Raw genomic sequence first — 19579 nt, 5'->3', positions numbered from 1 at the left:
TTTGAGTTTTTTATCATTTATTTTCCGCCATTGGCACGAAGATCGGCAATACACTGTGCATCAAGTTGCGGAATTGTTCCTCCTAAAATATTGCTACCGGATTCCGATTCCCAGTACATCAAACAACTTTCTACATCGCAATGTCTTTTATGATTTGGATCCTCATGGTCTGATTGTAAAGCTGTTCCTGCATTAGTCAATCCTAAAATATGACCAAACTCATGCTCAATCACCGTAGTTTCTAAAACAGTGGTACTTGGTTTAAAAGCACCACCGCTTAGTTTTTTTACCGTATTTTCATAAATTACGAAAGAAGTATTTCTATATGCTGTCCCTAAAACAACCGAAGTATTTGTATCGGTAGCCGATTTTGCATCAGCAAAAAACGCCCAAACTGCTATTTGACTTCCATCATTATAATGAATTCGATTAGCATCTTCAATGGCTATAATTTGTGCATTCGTATAAGTTGTATTTCCCGGTGACGGAATCGCTCTTTTTTCGATACTTATCCCTCCCGGTTTGTTAATTCGACTATTTAAAAACGAAACAAAATTAGTAATTGCTGTTGCCGAAGGCTCAAAACCTTCCACATAAACTATTTCGATAATCATACTATCAAACTTATCATCTGACAATAAATCATGTGCTGAAGCTCCTAATGTTTTTTTATTATTAACTTGTATGTTTTCAGCACTGTCTTTTGAACAAGAACTTAATACTAACAGAAACAAGCTTATTACAGCAATTATTTTCTTCATTTTCTAAGTTTAAAAACTATTTTTAGAATATAAATTAAGCACAAATTAATTGCAAAAACTAATCATACTCAATTAAATTTGTTTTAAAACTAATTTTATAGCACTATTAGTCTTGCTTTCTAAAGTAATTGTTGAAGCGGTAAAACTAGTCACTTTCCATGTTTTATTAAACAAACTAAAATCAGTACTTCCTGCAAAACTCATTTGCAAATAAACGTTTGTATCCGAAGTTACAGTGTAAGTTCCTGTTGCAATGGTTGTCAAAGCATTCAAAGATTTAACTTTCCAGTCATTGGCAAAATCAATAGTAGCACCTAAATAATTATTCGTAGAATCCACTCCTGCATTGAGATACGAATTTACCTTAAAAGTACCGTTTACTAAAATAGTTTCTAAATCTTCTTTGTCATCTTCTGCTTCATCCATAGCTTCCTCAATATTCAGAGCGGTTGTAATGCTTGCTTTAAGTTCTAAATCACTATTAATTTCCATAGTAGATCCATCAGCAAGTGTAACATTAACAGGGTATTTTACAGAAAAATATTCACTATTACTCATACCTTGTATGTATGTAAAAAGTTGTTTCTCGGATGTAAAAGTCACACTTCCTGTTTGTACCAAACTGGCATCATAAGTTAGTACTGTAATAGGAAAATCAATATCCAGTGCCGAAATTGGATCTTTTCCGTCATCTTCAGCTTCATCACAATCATCAATAATAGCATCATATTGTGATTGGCTAGTTACAGTAACTTCGGTATAATCACTCATTTTTATGGTAATAGGAAATTGAATTTTTACTGAATCATCATCATTATTCAATGCTCCAAGAATATTGATTGCAGATTCATAACTCAACTGACTTACAAAAGTAAGTTCTACTCCGTTTACAATAGCGGTAAAAGGAAACTTAATAGAGGAACAAGAAGAATCATCTATAAAATCATCCGATGTTCCATCATACATTGAAACACGCTTTAAATTATTCGCTGTAGTTGAATTAGCTGTGTTCGTATTAGGATTTTCTCCCTGAACTTCATCTACTTCACTTTGGCATGATGTTAAACTAAAAATTCCCATCAATGCAATTCCTGCAATCCATTTTAATGTTTTCATAACTTACAAATTTAATATTTTCTAATAGTTTATAATGACGATTTATTCGCATTTCTATTAGTAAGACAACAGAAGCCATTTTTTCCCTACCCTAAAAAAAATAAAAATATCAAATATTTTATAAGAAACTGATTTACATACACTTTAAAGACATCAAAAAAACACATTTTTTCAAATAGTTCCAATTTCAAAAAAAATAATCTAATTTTACAAAACCCCTAAACCAATCCTACTATAAGAATGAGTGATAAAAACAATAATCTTTGCGAAGAATCTCATTTTAGCGAATTTTATATAAAAAACGTCCAGTCGGCAACCAACTTTGCCTATTACAAATCGGGCGATAGTGATGCTGCGCTGGATCTTGTTCAGGAAGCTTTTGCTAAAATTTGGGAAAATTGCTCTCAAATCGATTTTACTAAAGTAAAAACTTATTTGTTTACCACGGTAAATAATTTATTTCTCAATAGTATTAAACATCAAAAGGTAGTTATGGCTTTCGCCAAAGAAACGCCTTATTTAGATAGAACTAATCAAAGTCCCGAATACCTTTTAGAAGAAGAAGAATTCAAACATGCGCTGCAAAAAGCAATTGCCTCTTTAAGTGAAGCGCAAAGAGAGGTTTTTTTGATGAACCGAATTGACGGAAAAAAATACCGGGAAATTGCAGATTTACTGGGCATCAGTCAAAAAGCAGTCGAAAAAAGAATGTCGGGCGCCTTAAAAATTCTAAAAGAGCAAATCGAAAATATTTAATCAACTGAATAGTAGGGTAAAAAACAATTGAGTTGTCTTATCACTATAGCGAGAACTAATGAAAAAGGAAAAAGAAATATTAAAATGGCTTAACGGTGAACTTTCCAGTAAAGAAATCGAAGATTTAAAACAATCGGGAGATTTTGAAACACTTGAAAAGATTGCCCATTATTCTGCCCATCTGGCAACTCCACAAGTAGATGCGCAAGAGGCTTTGGCTGCATTAAAAAACAGAAAGCTAACTAAAAAAGAACCTAAGGTTCGAACTTTACACTTTAAAACCATTTTTAGAGTCGCAGCCGTTATCGCTGTGCTTTTAACTTCGGCTTATTTTTTATTTTATAATACAACCCAATCTTTTGAAACGGGAATTGCACAAACCAAAAGCTTTCAACTTCCCGACCATTCAGAAGTTTTATTGAACGCTTCGTCCAAAATCACTTTTAATGAAAAAAATTGGGACGAAAAAAGAGATTTAACCCTTGAAGGAGAAGCTTATTTTCAGGTACAAAAAGGAAAAACCTTTAGTGTAAAAACCGCTGATGGTGTGGTTAAAGTACTGGGAACTCATTTTGATGTAAAACAACGCAACAATTATTATGAAGTAAGTTGCTACGAAGGATTAGTAAGCGTAACTTACAATGACAAAACGGTAAAATTACCACCGGGAAAAACCTTTAGAGTCATCAACAAACAAATTGAAAAAACGGATGATTTTGATGCTGAAACACCATCTTGGTTACAAAAAGAATCCAGTTTTACACGCATTCCTTTAAATCAGGTAATTGCCGAATTAGAGCGTCAATATGATATTAAAATCGAAACTCAAGACGTTGATACTTCTAAACTTTTTACCGGAAGTTTTAGTCATACCAACCAAAAAATAGCCTTAGAAGCCATTACCATTCCGTTGCAATTAAGCTATAAAATAAAAGGTAAAACCGTAATATTTTATAAATATGAAGGTCAATAAATGGATTTTTTATATATTTTTATTTGTTGGGAGTATTTGTTGGGCACAAAAAAGCACTAACAAAACTCCTTTAACTACCATTATAAAAACCATTGAACAACAATACAATATAAAATTTTCTTATGCCGTAGAGGATATCGTCAATATTACTATCGAGAAACCATCACCTACTTTAAATCTTCAGCAAACGATTGATTATTTAAATGCCAATGTACCTCTTAATTTCAAAACATTAGACAGTCGGTACATTACCATTTCAAGATTAGATAAAAACATTAGTATTTGCGGAGTTGTGTTTACCGAAGATTCTAAAACTACACTTCCCGGAGCAACTATTCGAATTAAAAACAGTTCAGAAGGAAGCATTTCATCCAATAACGGAAGTTTCAATTTAAAAGATGTCGCTATTGATGCTGAAATTGTAATTTCTTATTTGGGTTATGAAACCAAAGAATTTAATGCCAGGGAGTTCTTTTCGACCGATAAAAATAATTGCAAAAACATCTTTTTAAAATCCACAAAAGAAGAATTAAACCCTGTTTTGATTAATGTATTCCTGACATCGGGTTTACAAAAAAATATTGACGGAAGTACCGTTTTAAACACTAAGAAATTCGGAATCCTTCCCGGACTAACCGAACCTGATATTCTTCAATCCATCCAAACACTGCCAGGCGTTGAAAGCAGCAACGAAAGCATTGCCAATATTAATGTCCGCGGAGGAACAAATGACCAAAACCTAATGCTTTGGGATAACATCAAAATGTATCATTCAGGACATTTCTTTGGATTGATTTCGGCTTACAATCCCAATTTGACTAATAAAGTAATTGTTACTAAAAATGGAACAAGTGCCGAATACAGCGATGGTGTTTCCAGTACGGTTAACATGAGTACCAATAACGAAATTAGGAATAACATATCAGGCGGAGCGGGTATCAATCTTATCAGCGGAGATGTCTTTGTGGAAATTCCTTTAGCCAAAAATCTGGAAATAGATCTTTCTGCCCGACATTCGATAACCGATATGATCAACACGCCTACTTATAGCAGATATTACAAAAAAAGCTTTCAGGACAGCGAAATCAACGCTAACAATTTGGATAAAAACACTAATTCTGATTTTTATTTTTACGATTACACGGCTAAAATCCTGTATGATTTGAACGATAAACATCAATTTAGAGCCAATATCATCGGGATTAATAATGAATTGAATTATTCTGAAAACAATAACAACGACCAAAGCCAATCTAAAGCAAGTACGCTTTCGCAAAAAAACCTGGGCTACGGTGGAAACTGGAAAGCACAATGGACAAATCAATTCAGCAGCCAACTTAGTACTTATTTTTCAAGATATAATATCGATGCCAGCGATTATCGTGTGACTACCGACCAGCTTTTAACCGAAGCCAACGAAGTTCTTGAAACAGGAACCAAGCTGAATTTATATTATGATTTGAATCAAAATATGAAATTCTTAGCGGGTTATCAAGTCACCGAAACAGGAATGCTCAACCAAACCCGAGTGAGTGCGCCGTTCTATTCCAGTACCAAAAAAGATGTTTTGCTAAACCATGCGCTATTTCTGGAAACGGAATACAACAAGAACAAAACCTATCTGAGATTAGGAATGCGTTTGAACTATTTTCAAAAATTTGAAAAATTGCTGTTCGAACCAAGAATTAATTTCAGACAAAAGTTTTCTGAGCAACTGGCATTAAAAATAGAAGGTGAATTTAAAAACCAAACCACAACACAAATCATCGATTTTGAAGATGATTTTCTTGGTGTTGAAAAAAGACGCTGGCAATTAGTCAACAACAAAGACATTCCAATTGCAAAAAGCAAACAGGCTTCGTTAGGACTGGAATTCAGTCAAAACGACTGGAACATAGAACTTACTGGATTTTACAAAATGGTGGACGGAATTACGGCTTCAAACCAGGGTTTTTACAATAATTTTCAATACAAAAAAGCGCATGGAAGCTATACCGATAATGGCGTGGAATTCTTAATTAACAAAACAACTAAAAAATACAGCACTTGGCTGAGTTACACCTACAGCATCAATAACTATGATTTTGAAAGTTTTACTCCTTCTACTTTCCCAAACAATGTAGATATCCGCCATTCGTTTACACTGGGATTCAATTACAATATTCTTGATAATTTAAAAATCTCAATTGGAGGAATCTGGCACAACGGATTACCTTATACCAAACCGGTCGAAGGAGATGAAACGGTTCAAAACGGAAACAATACTTTTGTAAATTATGATGCTCCCAATAGCCAAAACTTAGACAATTTCCTTCGTATCGATACTTCATTAAGCTACACTCTTAATTTTACCCAAAGATTAAAAGCAAGTCTTCGTGCCGGTATTATCAATTTGACCAACGAAAAAAACTACATCAACAGATACTACAAAGTGGATCCAAATAACACCGAAAAAGCAATCGAAGTCAACAATCAATCTTTAGGCTTTACACCAAATGTGAGTTTTAGAGTTAATTTTTAACTGTATCTCAGAAACTTTTTACAAAAAATTAAACTACATTTGACAATAGGATTGTTTTCCTAAATTCAACCATTAACCAACTTAATTTTTTCACTATGGGATTTTTCGGTTTTTTTCCTTTCGTTATTGCAATAATCTATTTTGGAATACTATTTGGAATATTTTATTTAATCTACACTTGGGTTAATAAGTTCATTCACTTAAAAGAAGAACACAATGACTTACTGAGAGAAATTATCAATAAAATGGACAATAAATAAAACGAAAAGCCCTTTCAAAATCAAATTTGAAAGGGCTTTTAAATTTATATAAACAGCAATTAAATTCCTGCTATTGCTTTAATTTCGTCAATGATTCGTAAAGCTAAAGCGTCCGCCTGTGATTGCAAAGGAGCTTCAGTATAAATACGAATAATAGGTTCTGTATTTGATTTTCTTAAATGAACCCATTCGTTAGCGAAATCAATTTTCACACCATCAATAGTGGTAATATCTTCGTTCTTGTATTTCTCAGTCATGGCAACTAAAATCGCATCCACATCAATTTGCGGAGTCAATTCGATTTTGTTTTTGCTCATATAATACTCAGGATACGATGCACGCAAAGCAGCAACACTCATGTTCTTGTTTGCCAAATGCGTCAGGAACAAAGCCACTCCTACCAAACTATCACGACCATAATGTGACTCAGGATAAATGATTCCACCATTTCCTTCACCACCAATAACTGCATTGTTTTTCTTCATCAATTCCACTACATTCACCTCTCCTACCGCACTGGCTTCGTAGCTTCCGTTGTGTGCATTAGTCACATCACGCAAAGCACGGGAAGAAGACATATTAGAAACCGTATTTCCAGGAGTTTTGCTCAATACATAATCAGCAACAGCTACTAATGTATATTCTTCACCAAACATTTCACCGTCATCGCTAATGAAAGCCAAACGATCCACATCAGGATCAACAACGATTCCAAGATGCGCTTTTTCTTCAACAACCAATTCACAGATATCCGTCAAATGTTCTTTCAAAGGTTCCGGATTATGAGGAAAATGTCCGTTAGGTTCGCAGTATAATTTTACTACTTCCACACCCATTAATTCTAACAATTTCGGAATAATAATTCCTCCAGATGAATTCACACCGTCAACAACTACTTTAAATTTAGCCGCTTTCACTGCATCAACATCTACCAATTCCAAGTTTAATACTTCATCGATATGAATATCCATATAAGCATCATTCTCAATAATTTCACCCAAATTATCCACATCTGAAAAATCAAACGCTTCCGCTTCCGCAATTTGAAGAATCTTTTCTCCTTCAACACCATTCAGGAATTCTCCTTTTTCATTCAGCAATTTCAAGGCATTCCACTGTTTTGGATTGTGAGAAGCAGTCAAAATAATTCCACCATCGGCACTTTCTAAAGGAACCGCAACTTCAACCGTAGGCGTTGTAGAAAGTCCCAAATCAATCACATCAATCCCTAAACCAATTAAGGTATTCACCACCAAATTATGAATCATAGGTCCTGAAATTCTGGCATCACGTCCTACCACAACCTTTAAATTCTTATTATCCTTACCATTAGTGTTTTTTAACCAGGTTCCATAAGCCGAAGCAAATTTCACTGCATCTACCGGAGTCAGGTTATCCCCTACTTTTCCGCCAATAGTTCCACGAATTCCTGATATCGATTTTATTAATGTCATCCTCTTATTTTTAAAATTTTAAGTAATTTAATATAAATTGGACACAAATATAATAATTGACTGCTTACAAAAGTCATTTAGAATTCATATTTTAGACGAATGAATTTTCTAGCACACATCTATCTTTCGGGAGACAATGATTTTATCAAAATTGGCAATTTTATGGCCGATGGTATCCGTGGGAAACAATTTGAAAATTTTACAAAGGAAATTCAAAAAGGGATTTTACTGCATAGAGCCATCGATACTTTTACCGATGCACATCCTGTTTTCAGAGAAAGTACAAAACGTTTGCACGAACGTTACCACCATTATGCGGGCGTAATTGTAGATATTTTTTACGATCATTTCTTAGCAAAAAACTGGAAGAATTATTCGGAGGAAGATTTAGAAGAATATATAGCCCGTTTTTACCAATCAATGCGGATAAACCATGATTTACTTAGCGAAAGAGCTAAAGGAATTCTGCCGTATATGGAAACACAAAATTGGCTTTCGAGCTATCAAAGCATTGAGGGAATCCATGAGATTTTAACCCGAATGGATCGCCGAACCGGAAACGAATCCAACATGCGTTTTGCTTCAGAAGAACTAAAGGAGTACTATTCTCAATTTGAACAGGAATTCATCACTTTTTTCGAAGAATTAAGAACTTACAGTAAACAAAAATTAATGTCGCTCTAAACATGTTTATAAATCAATTAGAAACAGCTTTTCAAAAACACAGTAATGCCGAAAACGCATTGCCAATGGCAAAATACATGAAAAACAAGTTCGATTTCTTTGGTATCAAAACGACTGAAAGGAGAGAATTATTTAAAGAAATTTGGAAACAAAACAAACAAGAAGTTTCTAAAAACAGCAGAGCAATTGCTTTAGCGCTCTACGCAAAAGAACAAAGGGAATTGCATTATTGCGCCATTGAAATTTTAATAAAAGAACTCAAAGGAAATTACCAAAAAGACGATATTGATTTTATTGAAAAACTGATAATCACAAATTCCTGGTGGGATAGCGTGGACACCATTGCCAAATATATTTTAGGGCAATATTTAATCGAATTTCCTGATTGCATAGAAACAACTGTTGAGAAGTTTTCTAATTCGAATAATATGTGGCTTAAGCGAAGTGCTATTTTATTCCAATTGGGTTACAAAAAAGAAACCGATTTTGAATTACTGAAAGCCATTTGCATTCAGCATCAATCTTCTACAGAATTTTTCATCCAAAAAGCCATTGGATGGGCTTTGCGCGAATATGCAAAAACTAATTCTGAAGCGGTAAAAAACTTTGTTATGGTTAATAACTTAAAGCCTTTAAGTCGAAAAGAAGCCCTTAAAAATTTAACCGATGCTTGAAATAATAGTAATTTAGCACTTTCAAAAAAATACAATAATGTTCAAAAAATATATTTCAAAATTAGAAAGTATAATTGGTTTAGCGCAATCGTTGTTAACTGAAAAACAATTTATTTTCCTTGCGAGTGTATTAGTGGGTATTAGTTCGGCCATTGCCGTAATTGTTTTAAAATCCTTTGCACACTGGGTATTTATTTTTGCTACCAATATTAATAAAATTCTAAAACTAAGTTTCATTAATAGTATTCTGCCTATCGCTGGACTTTTATTGACAGTATTTGTAATCAAACGCCTCTTAGGAGGAACTATCGAAAAAGGGACTTCGCAAATTTTATATGCTGTTGCTAAAAAAGCAAGTATCATTCCCAGAAAACAAATGTATGCACATATTGTTACAAGTTCCTTAACTGTAGGTTTAGGAGGTTCGGCAGGTTTAGAAAGTCCAATTGTGGTAACCGGAGCTGCCTTTGGTTCTAATTTTGCACAAAATTACAAACTAAACTATAAAGACAGGACCTTACTTATAGGCTGCGGTGTTGCTGCGGGTATTGGTGCAGCTTTTAATGCTCCTATTGCCGGAGTCTTATTTGCCATTGAATTTTTATTGGTTGATGTTAGTATTTCAGCCTTTACTCCTATCATGATTGCCGCTGCAACCGGAGCTTTGGTTTCTGTAATTACACTGGACGAAACCATTTTATTAAAAGTACAGCAACAAAAAGAATTTGACTACCATAATATTCCCTTTTATGTTTTACTGGGTGTGGTTACCGGATTTATTTCTGTTTATTATACTCGAAATTTCCAAAGAACCGAACATTTTTTCTCACATCTCAGATTGAGTCCCTATAAAAAAGCTCTTTTAGGTGCTTCCATATTAGCAGTACTGATTTTTATTTTCCCAACACTTTTTGGTGAGGGATACGAAAGCATCCGAACACTTGCTGATAACAATGCAGGAGAATTATTAGAAAACACCTTGTTTAGTTCTTTCCAAAACAACAAGTGGGTCATCCTGCTTTTTGTTGGTGCAACGATGATGATGAAAGTTTTTGCTACTTCGATTACCTTAGGTTCCGGAGGAAATGGAGGTAATTTTGCCCCTTCCCTTTTTATGGGCTCTTATGTAGGTTATGTTTTTGCAAAAACATTCAATCTAACAGGATTAACCCATTTACCTATCAGTAATTTTACAATGATAGGTATGGCTGGAATCTTGAGCGGATTGTTTCATGCGCCGCTAACAGCAATTTTCCTTATTGCCGAAATTACTGGAGGTTACAGCCTGATGCTTCCATTGATGATTGTAGCTTCCATCAGTTTTGCAATTTCAAAAACATTCGAAAAACATTCGATGGATGTAAAAAGCTTAGTTCAAAAAGGACATGCTTTCACCAATAATAAAGACACTAATGTACTAGCAACATTAAATACCAATTCAATTATTCATACTGATTTTTTAACCCTTTCACCCGATGAAAATCTTGAGAAATTGGTCGATTTGATTTCGCACTCCAATCAATCCGTTTTTGCGGTAGTTGATAAAGAAAAGCATTTATTAGGTGTAATTCACTTTAATGACATCCGCGAAATTATTTTTAATAAATACCGTGTAAAATATACTTTGGTCAAAGACATAATGACTCCACCAGCCGATGTTATTTATCCTTTTCATAGTATGGAAGTCGTTATGAATAAATTTGAAAAAACAAAACGAACTTTTTTACCCGTTATTAAAGACGAAAAATACTTTGGTTTTATCTCAAAATCAGAAGCATTAGAAGCCTATCGTGCCAAATTGAAATCGATGACTATTGAATAAATTTGATATCATTTTAAGAAAGAAAAAACACTAACTTCGGTTGGCGTTTTTCTTTCCTTTTAACAAAAACTTCTAAACTGTTGTATCGAAAGAACAAACCAAAATAGTAACTTTGCTGTCATTGCGATGAAAGAAGCAATCAGCAAAAAATATGTTAGACAAAGACAATACTATTGAGGTTTTAGGCGCTAGAGTTCATAATCTAAAAAATATAGACATTTCGATTCCGAGGGAAAAACTAGTAGTTATTACTGGACTTTCTGGCTCTGGAAAATCTTCCTTAGCATTCGACACGATTTATGCCGAAGGGCAACGTCGCTATGTAGAAACTTTTTCGGCTTATGCCCGACAGTTTCTGGGCGGTTTAGAGCGTCCTGATGTGGATAAAATTGACGGACTTTCTCCTGTTATCGCCATCGAACAAAAAACAACCAGCAAAAGTCCGCGTTCTACCGTGGGAACCATCACCGAAATTTATGATTTCCTGCGATTGCTTTATGCCCGTGGTGCCGATGCCTACAGCTACAATACGGGAGAAAAGATGGTTTCCTATTCGGATGAGCAAATCAAAGACCTGATTATACAGGATTTCACTAACAAGCGCATCAACATTCTTGCACCGGTAATTAGAGCCAGAAAAGGACATTATGGCGAATTGTTTCAACAAATAACCAAACAAGGTTTCCTGAAAGTGCGCGTCAACGGAGACATTCTGGATATCACGCCCGGAATGAAATTAGATCGTTACAAAACCCACGATATTGAAATTGTCATAGACCGTATCGTAGTTGACTCTTCGCCAGACAATGAAAAACGATTATCCGAAAGCATTAACACCGCTATGCATCATGGCGAAAACGTATTGATGGTTTTAGATCAGGATACAAAAGAAGTACGCTATTTCAGTAGGAATTTAATGTGTCCCTCGACTGGAATCTCATACCAAAATCCGGAACCTAATTTGTTTTCTTTTAATTCCCCAAAAGGAGCCTGCGAACATTGTAACGGACTGGGAACTGTAAACGAAATCAATGTCAAAAAGATTATTCCAAATCCAAAATTATCAATAAAAGCTGGCGGATTTTTACCTTTAGGCGAATACAAATCTTCCTGGATTTTTAAACAATTAGAAATCATTGGACAGAAATATGATTTTAAAATTACCGATGCGATAGAAACCATTTCAGAAGAAGCCATGGAAATGATTCTGAATGGCGGAAAAGAAAAATTCACGATCAATTCTAAAGATTTAGGTGTTGCCCGTGATTATAAAATCGATTTTGAGGGAATTGCCAATTTCATTAAAAACCAACACGACGAAAGTGGTTCAACAACTATTAAACGATGGGCAAAGGAATTCATGGACGAACTCGAATGTCCTGTTTGCGAAGGTTCGCGTTTAAAAAAAGAAGCTCTGTTTTTTAAAATCGATGAAAAAAATATCAGCGAATTATGCAATATGGATATTTCAGATTTAACGAAATGGTTTCATGATTTAAATTCGCATTTATCTGATAAACAAAAACGTATCGCTTCTGAAGTAATCAAAGAAATTAAGGATAGATTAGACTTCTTAATGAATGTTGGTTTAGATTATTTGGCGTTAAGCCGAAGCTCAAAATCACTTTCCGGTGGTGAAGCGCAACGTATCCGACTGGCAACTCAAATTGGTTCGCAGCTCGTTGGTGTGCTTTATATTTTGGACGAACCAAGTATTGGTTTACACCAAAGAGACAATGAAAAACTGATTCATTCTTTGGAGCAATTACGTGATATTGGGAACTCGGTAATCGTTGTCGAACACGATAAAGACATGATAGAACGCGCCGATTATGTGATTGATATTGGTCCGAAAGCAGGAAAATACGGAGGCGAAATTATCAGCAAGGGAACACCAACTGAAACATTGAAATCCAATACTATTACAGCACAGTATCTCAATGGAAAAATGAAGTTCGAAATTCCGAAAAAACGTCGTGAAGGGAATGGAAAATCTTTAAAACTGAGCGGAGCTACAGGGAACAATTTAAAGAATGTTTCGATTGAAATTCCTCTGGGGAAAATGATTTGTGTAACCGGAGTTTCCGGAAGCGGAAAATCAACATTGATTAACGAAACACTCTACCCTATTTTGAATGCCTATTATTTCAATGGTGTAAAAAAACCACAGCCGTACAAAAAAATAGAAGGACTCGAACATATAGACAAAGTGATTGATATTGACCAAAGTCCGATAGGTAGAACGCCACGTTCCAATCCAGCGACTTATACCGAAGTATTTACCGAAATCAGGAATTTGTTCACCATGACTTCCGAAAGTATGATTCGTGGTTACAAAGCGGGTCGTTTTAGTTTTAATGTCAAAGGAGGTCGTTGCGAAACCTGTCAGGGTTCAGGTGTACGAACGATAGAAATGAACTTTTTACCTGATGTTTATGTCGAATGTGAAAGCTGTCAGGGAAAACGTTTCAATCGGGAAACACTCGAAATTCGATACAAAGGCAAATCCATTTCGGATGTATTAGACATGACAATTGATGAAGCCGTTCCATTTTTTGAAAATATTCCAAAAATTCACCGAAAAGTAAAAACACTTCAAGATGTTGGTTTGGGTTATATCACATTAGGTCAACAAAGCACTACTCTTTCCGGTGGTGAAGCGCAACGCATCAAACTGGCTGGAGAATTATCTAAAAAAGATACCGGAAATACTTTTTATATCCTCGATGAACCTACTACAGGATTACATTTTGAGGATATTCGCGTGTTTATGGAAGTGATTAATAAATTGGTCGATAAAGGCAATACCATCCTGATTATCGAACACAATATGGATGTTATCAAACTAGCTGATCACATCATCGATATTGGCCCAGAAGGTGGAAAAGGCGGAGGAACTGTTGTCGCTAAAGGAACCCCAGAAGAAATTGCAAATAATAAAAAAAGCTATACAGCGAAGTTCTTGAAGAAGGAATTGATTTAATTATAATCTGCACCAAAACAAATAAAACTACTCTATGATTGCTATTCCTAATTTCCTATATAAAACTAACGAACTTGTTTTTAACAAATTAGGCTTAGAAATCAAAAGCATCTCTTTAGAAAAAGAAAGTGCCGATTATAATCCTTGTCAACTATTGCTCAATGAGAAAAAAGCACTTTTTAGAACCGCTAAAATCACTCCCACAAAAACAGGACAATTCGTTACCTTATGGAAAAGAATCCCCAAAGGTCCAATCGCTCCTTTTGCAATTGAAGACAATTTCGACTTAGTGATTATCAACACCGAAACCGAAAATCATTTTGGACAATTTGTATTTCCAAAATCAATACTTATTGAAAAAGGCATTTTTTCAACCGCTTTAAAAGAAGGCAAACGTGCTATTCGTGTTTATCCGCCTTGGGATAAAACAACAAGCAAACAAGCTCAACAAACACAACAATGGCAATTGAAATATTTCATGGTAATTCCTTTCGAGAAAGACGTAGCAAGCCAACTGTATTTTTAGAATCCAAAAAATAATTCTTTAAATATCCTTCAGTACAATACAACTATTTCACTCAAATAAAAGCATTTACTTTTTAGAAGAATATTTTTATATATTTGACTTCAAATTATATAAAATAATGTAAATCAAACAAAACCAACCAACCAACCAACCAACCAACCAACCAACCATGAACAAAATCAAATTCTCTCTGTTCTTTTTATTTCTTTTAAAAAGTCTTTTTGTTTTGAGCCAAGTTCCTAAAGAAATTCCTTTATTTCCAAATGGCATAAAAGACAATCCAATCGTTCATGAGCAAAAAGAAAGCTATGTCGATTCGCTTGTAAAACCAGGTTCTCTATCACAAAAAAATCGTGTTTTTAGCAATATCTCTGAACCTGCCTATATGATTTTCCCAGCATCCGAATCCAACAACAAACACATAGCCACAATCATATTTCCCGGAGGTGGTTTTGTTACTAATTGGGTTGATAAAGAAGGAACTGATTTAGCATTATGGCTTTCCAATCAAGGTATTACCTGCATGGTAGTAAAGTATCGAACCAACAAAAAAGATGCAAATGGTAAGTTTATCATCCCGATGGAAAAAGTCTATTTTGAGGAACTTAAAAAGGATGTAAATGCGAGTGTAATGACGATGACAGGATTAGCCGATAAATTAAAATTTGACAAAGACAAAATAGGCGTACTTGGTTTTTCGGCAGGTGGATTTATATCGGAATGGTTGACTTTTACAACGGTTAGCGAAAAAATGCCCTGGAAACCAGCTTTTGTAGGCCTAATTTATGCTGGAGACAAAATAAAATTATTGGAAAACGTCAAAGATAAAAGTACTTTACCTCCATTTTTTATGGCTATAGCCAGAGATGATAAAAAATGGACTTTAAAACGAGCACTTCCTTTTTTGTCGGCTGTTGTAGCCGAAGTTGACAAATCTGAATTACACGTTTACTCTAAAGGAGACCATGGATTTGGATTAGCTTATAACGAAGGACATTCAGTTGAAATGTGGAAAAATAGTTTTTACAATTGGTTATTAGATATTTACGAAAAATAAATTAATATCAATCTTATATAAAAGTGGCTAATAAAATAGACAAACCTATCTGTTAGCCACTTTTGTTATTTTTAAAGAAAAATATAAAACTTTTTTACCCACTTTCTAAGCAAAAAATCTTACTTTAGTAAAAAGCCTCTCTAACATTGTTAGAAACTAATATAGCTCCAAATTAAAAAACAATACTAAAATGAACAAGAAGATGAGACTAGAAGATTTTGATAATGATGAAGAAAAAATAATCCAAAATAGTTTAAAACAAAAAACATGGAATGAGATTCGTACCAATGACAGTTGGGCAATTTTCAAAATCATGTCGGAATTTGTGAATGGTTATGAAAACATGGGACGTATTGGTCCTTGTGTTTCTATTTTTGGATCAGCCAGAACAAAAGCTGATGACAAATACTATCAACTAGCCGAAAAAATTGCTTTCAAAATCAGCAAAGCCGGTTATGGTGTCATTACCGGTGGTGGTCCCGGAATTATGGAAGCAGGAAACAAAGGGGCTCATTTAGGCGGAGGAACTTCGGTAGGCTTGAACATCGAATTGCCATTTGAACAACATTTTAATCCTTATATCGACCACGATAAAAACCTGAATTTCGATTATTTCTTTGTTAGAAAAGTAATGTTTGTCAAATATTCACAGGGATTTGTGGTCATGCCGGGTGGTTTTGGAACATTAGACGAAATGTTTGAAGCCATTACTTTAATTCAAACCAAAAAAATTGCTCGTTTCCCTATTATTTTAGTCGGTAGCAGTTATTGGTCCGGATTAATCGACTGGATAAAAGCAGTCTTGGTAGAACAGGAAAAAACAGTAAGCCCTGAGGATTTACATCTGATAAAAATTGTTGATCACGAAGATGAAGTAGTCGAAGTTCTTGATAATTTCTACAAAAAATACACTCTTAAACCTAATTTTTAAAAGCTGTTTTTTAACAGCTTTTTTTATATTTTTTTGCATTGATATAATAAAAAAAATGTAACTTCAATTAGCATTAAACCCCAAACTACCGTTGAACACTATTGCTAAAATATGGCTATTACTACTTGTTGTTATTACCACAGCAAACAACAGTATTGCACAACATTATAACAAAGTTATTGCAGAAGTTGATACCGAAACTCACCTACTGAACATTGAACAGAAAATTATTTTTCACAACACTTCAGCTGACAGTATTTCAGAAATTATTTTAAACGACTGGATCAACGCTTATTCGGATGTTAAAACTCCTTTGGCAGAAAGGTTTTCGGATGAATTTTATCGCGGTTTTCATTTGGCAAAAGAAGAAGAAAGAGGTAAAACATCAAATATCAGTATTTTAAACAATGAGCTTTTACCACTATTCTGGAAAAGACCTGAGAAAAATCCGGATCTAATTGTTGTACAACTAGCCCAAAAACTAGCTCCAAACCAAAAAATCACACTTCAACTTCGTTATAAAGTAAAAATACCAAGCAGTAAATTCACTAAATTTGGTTATGACGAATTTGGAAATATTAATCTAAAAGACTGGTTCCTTACCCCTGCTTTATATACAAATCAGACTTTTGTACAATACAGCAACGAAAATTTAGACGACATCGCTAATGCTGTTTCAGATTTTGATATCGAACTAAAAGTAGCTGAAGGTTTTACAATTAATACCGATTTAGACACTGTTGAAGAAATTTCGAACAATGATTATTCTATCTACAAATTAAACGGAAAAAACAGGGTTAACTTTAGTCTTTTTATCGAACCCAAATCGACTTTTACAAATTTTAAAAGTGAAAGTTTCGAAGTGATAACTAATTTAGACGGAGACAAAATCACCCCTTTTGCTCAGGCCGAAGCAATAGACTGTGTGGTGCGTTTTGTAAAAAAACTAGTTGGCGATTATCCTTTTAAAAAAATACTTATTTCACAAACCGATTACGAAAGAAATCCTTTTTATGGACTGAACCAATTACCTTCTTTTATTCGACCTTTTACTGATGAATTTACATACGAACTAAAATTCTTAAAAACCTATCTTAATGTTTATCTCAACAACAGCCTTTTTATTGATAATCGAAAAGAAAGCTGGGTTCATGATGGTATTCAAATCTATACCATGATGAAATACATTGAAGAAAATTACCCTAACACTAAGATGATGGGAAATGTCTCTACTTTTAAATTATTAAAAAGTTTCAATCTCATCAATTTAGATTTCAACGAGCAATACAGTTATTTTTATATGTTAATGGCCCGAAAAAATCTGGATCAGGCATTGGGAACTCCTAAAAATACTTTAATAAAATTCAACGAACAAATTGCCAGTAAATACCGTGCTGGATTGAGTTTGCGTTTTTTAAACAGTTATTTAGAAAATCAGGCTGTGTCCAAAAGTATCTATGATTTTTATAGTAAAAATAAAGGCTTACAAACTACAGCAATTGATTTTGAAAACAAACTGAAACAGCAAACAAATAAAGATATTGACTGGTTTTTTAATACCGTAATCTATTCCCGAAATCTTATTGATTACAAATTCAACAAAGTCACTAAAACCGCTGACAGCATCCAGTTTACACTAAAAAACAAAACCGGAATTAACGTTCCTGTTCCTGTTTATGGAGTAAAAGGTAAAGAAATTGTTTTTAAAAAATGGCTGGAACCCGCTCCTAAAGACAGTATTTTCAACATTGAAAGAAGTAACGCCAGCAAAATTGTACTGAATTATAAAAATGAAGTTCCTGAATATAATTTAAGAAACAATTGGAAATCATTAAAGTCCTTTTTTCCAAATAATCGCCCTGTAAAATTTGTATTCATGAAGGACTTAGAAGATCCTTATTACAACCAAATTCTGTATGTTCCTACATTAGAATACAATTTATATGATGGATTAATCCCTGGAATGCGTCTTCATAATAAAACCATATTAGAAAAACCCTTTATTTTTGATATCAATCCTGCTTATTCTACTAATGCAAAAACAATATCAGGATCCGGATTTTTCTCGATAAATCAAAATTACAGAAACAGCCGATTGTACAATGTAAAATACAATATGTCAGCTTCTTATTTCCATTATGCTCCCGATGCTTCTTATACCAAACTAAACCCTAATATTCAAATTCGAATTAGAGAAAATGATTTCAGAGACAATAGAAAACAATTAATCTATTTACGTCAGGTACTCGTAAATCGTGAGAAGAGCGCCATTGTTACCAATGATCTTACAACCGAAAATTATTCAGTTTTTAATGCTAAATATTTTAATACTAAAACAGAAATCACAAAACACTTCAACTTTATCGGCGACTTTCAAGTTGCCAGTAACTTTGGAAAACTGGCTGGCGAAATTGAATTTCGAAAACTCTTTGAAAACAACCAGCAATTTAATCTTCGTGTGTATGCTGGAAAATTTTTATACAACAATACAAATTCTGATTTTTTCAGTTTTGCTCTGGATCGACCTACCGATTATTTGTTTGATTATGGTTATTATGGTCGTTCAGAAAGTAGTGGTTTCTTCAGTCAACAATTGATTGTTGCTGAAGGAGGGTTCAAATCCAAGTTAAAAACACCTTATGCTAATCAATGGATGAGTACTATAAATGCCAGTTACAAACTTTGGAACTGGATAGAAGTATATGGCGATGCTGGACTTTTAAAAAATAAATTTCAAAAAGAGACCTTTCTTTTTGACAGTGGCATCCGATTAAACCTGGTTCCTGACTATTTTGAAATGTACCTACCAGTCTATTCTTCAAATGGATGGGAAATAAGTCAGAACAATTATAATGAGAAAATCAGATTTATCATTACTCTTTCGCCAAAATCATTAATTAATTTATTTAATCGAAAATGGTTCTAAACAAACTACTTGCAATAAAGAATTGCACAATAATCAAATATTTAAACAAAAATTAATTTTTATTAAAAAAAACAATATTTTTTTTGAATAAAAACATCGAATTATAAATAGTTTTTCTTTTATTGGATTATGATA

At 33.8% G+C, this 19579-nt stretch carries 14 protein-coding genes; 11 read left to right on the top strand and 3 right to left on the bottom strand.

Features of this window, described 5'->3' with window-relative positions; translation table 11 throughout:
• Positions 1 to 17: 17 nt before the first annotated feature.
• Positions 18 to 761, bottom strand: coding sequence for a membrane metalloprotease (locus tag BIW12_RS13760; RefSeq protein ID WP_071185637.1), 744 nt, complete (start codon positions 759 to 761; stop codon positions 18 to 20).
• A gap of 72 nt (positions 762 to 833) precedes the next feature.
• The gene (locus BIW12_RS13755; RefSeq protein WP_071185636.1) at positions 834 to 1877 is read right to left on the bottom strand and encodes a hypothetical protein; all 1044 of its coding nucleotides are present in this window, start codon (positions 1875 to 1877) and stop codon (positions 834 to 836) included.
• 240 nt (positions 1878 to 2117) lie between these two features.
• Here BIW12_RS13755 and BIW12_RS13750 point away from each other — a divergent pair, with 240 nt between their 5' ends.
• The 3 genes from BIW12_RS13750 to BIW12_RS13740 are packed head-to-tail and all read left to right on the top strand — an operon-like array spanning position 2118 to position 6127.
• Positions 2118 to 2633, top strand: coding sequence for an RNA polymerase sigma factor (locus BIW12_RS13750; protein ID WP_071185635.1), 516 nt, complete (start codon positions 2118 to 2120; stop codon positions 2631 to 2633).
• A gap of 58 nt (positions 2634 to 2691) precedes the next feature.
• Positions 2692 to 3606, top strand: coding sequence for a FecR family protein (locus BIW12_RS13745; protein WP_071185634.1), 915 nt, complete (start codon positions 2692 to 2694; stop codon positions 3604 to 3606).
• Entirely contained in the window at positions 3593 to 6127 is a 2535-nt protein-coding gene (locus BIW12_RS13740) for a TonB-dependent receptor domain-containing protein (protein ID WP_071185633.1), read from the top strand. Before BIW12_RS13745 ends, BIW12_RS13740 begins: the two co-directional genes overlap by 14 nt.
• 319 nt (positions 6128 to 6446) lie before the next feature.
• On the opposite strand, the gene glmM is transcribed toward BIW12_RS13740, so the two are convergent.
• A complete protein-coding gene (gene glmM, locus BIW12_RS13735; RefSeq protein WP_071185632.1) occupies positions 6447 to 7841 on the bottom strand; it encodes a phosphoglucosamine mutase in 1395 nt (464 codons plus the stop codon).
• Between the two features lie 99 nt (positions 7842 to 7940).
• On the opposite strand from glmM, the gene BIW12_RS13730 reads away from it, so the two are divergent.
• From BIW12_RS13730 to BIW12_RS13690, 8 genes are all read left to right on the top strand, one after another.
• Positions 7941 to 8525 (top strand): acyl carrier protein phosphodiesterase, encoded by a 585-nt coding sequence (locus BIW12_RS13730; RefSeq protein ID WP_071185631.1) that lies wholly within the window; start codon positions 7941 to 7943, stop codon positions 8523 to 8525.
• Positions 8526 to 8527: 2 nt separating this feature from the next.
• Positions 8528 to 9199, top strand: a complete 672-nt coding sequence (locus BIW12_RS13725; protein WP_071185630.1) for a DNA alkylation repair protein — start codon at positions 8528 to 8530, stop codon at positions 9197 to 9199.
• A gap of 37 nt (positions 9200 to 9236) precedes the next feature.
• Positions 9237 to 11021: a chloride channel protein gene (locus tag BIW12_RS13720; RefSeq protein ID WP_071185629.1), complete on the top strand. Its 1785-nt coding sequence runs from the start codon at positions 9237 to 9239 to the stop codon at positions 11019 to 11021.
• Positions 11022 to 11172: 151 nt separating this feature from the next.
• On the top strand, positions 11173 to 14004 hold the full coding sequence (uvrA, locus tag BIW12_RS13715) for an excinuclease ABC subunit UvrA (RefSeq protein ID WP_071185628.1): 2832 nt from the start codon (positions 11173 to 11175) through the stop codon (positions 14002 to 14004).
• A gap of 34 nt (positions 14005 to 14038) precedes the next feature.
• Positions 14039 to 14530, top strand: coding sequence for a MepB family protein (locus BIW12_RS13710; RefSeq protein WP_071185627.1), 492 nt, complete (start codon positions 14039 to 14041; stop codon positions 14528 to 14530).
• 169 nt (positions 14531 to 14699) lie between these two features.
• A complete protein-coding gene (locus BIW12_RS13700; protein WP_157499557.1) occupies positions 14700 to 15587 on the top strand; it encodes an alpha/beta hydrolase in 888 nt (295 codons plus the stop codon).
• Between the two features lie 202 nt (positions 15588 to 15789).
• Complete coding sequence (locus tag BIW12_RS13695; RefSeq protein ID WP_071185624.1) at positions 15790 to 16518, top strand: LOG family protein; 729 nt, start codon at positions 15790 to 15792, stop codon at positions 16516 to 16518.
• A gap of 91 nt (positions 16519 to 16609) precedes the next feature.
• Positions 16610 to 19444 carry a gluzincin family metallopeptidase gene (locus BIW12_RS13690; RefSeq protein ID WP_232227098.1) on the top strand — a complete coding sequence of 945 codons (2835 nt, stop codon included), beginning with the start codon at positions 16610 to 16612 and terminating at the stop codon, positions 19442 to 19444.
• Positions 19445 to 19579 lie beyond the last annotated feature (135 nt).

This window comes from Flavobacterium commune, assembly GCF_001857965.1.
In the GTDB taxonomy this organism is placed as follows: domain Bacteria; phylum Bacteroidota; class Bacteroidia; order Flavobacteriales; family Flavobacteriaceae; genus Flavobacterium; species Flavobacterium commune.
Note: the sequence above shows the minus strand (reverse complement) of the source record. Positions and strands in the feature narration are given on the sequence as shown.